The following is a 219-nucleotide window of genomic DNA, read 5'->3' as shown; positions in this document are numbered from 1 at the left end:
ATAATGCGACTCCACACAGCGGGGGTGATTAGCTCAGCTGGGAGAGCACCTCCCTTACAAGGAGGGGGTCGGCGGTTCGAACCCGTCATCACCCACCAACTACTTTATGTAGTCTCCGCCGTGTAAAACAAGAAATTGAGAAGTGGGTGATTAGCTCAGCTGGGAGAGCACCTCCCTTACAAGGAGGGGGTCGGCGGTTCGATCCCGTCATCACCCACC

At 56.2% G+C, this 219-nt stretch carries 2 tRNA genes; both read left to right on the top strand.

What is annotated here, in order from left to right:
* The first annotated feature begins 22 nt into the window (after positions 1-22).
* A tRNA-Val gene (locus OGV52_RS01625) sits at positions 23-98 on the top strand.
* A gap of 46 nt (positions 99-144) precedes the next feature.
* Positions 145-217, top strand: a tRNA-Val gene (locus OGV52_RS01620).
* The last annotated feature ends 2 nt before the right edge of the window (positions 218-219 follow it).

Origin of the sequence: Citrobacter sp. Cb041 (assembly GCF_030336655.1) — a bacterium.
Classification (GTDB): domain Bacteria; phylum Pseudomonadota; class Gammaproteobacteria; order Enterobacterales; family Enterobacteriaceae; genus Citrobacter; species Citrobacter braakii.
The sequence above is the reverse complement of the archived record's forward strand: the minus strand, read 5'-3'. Positions and strand labels throughout refer to the sequence as shown.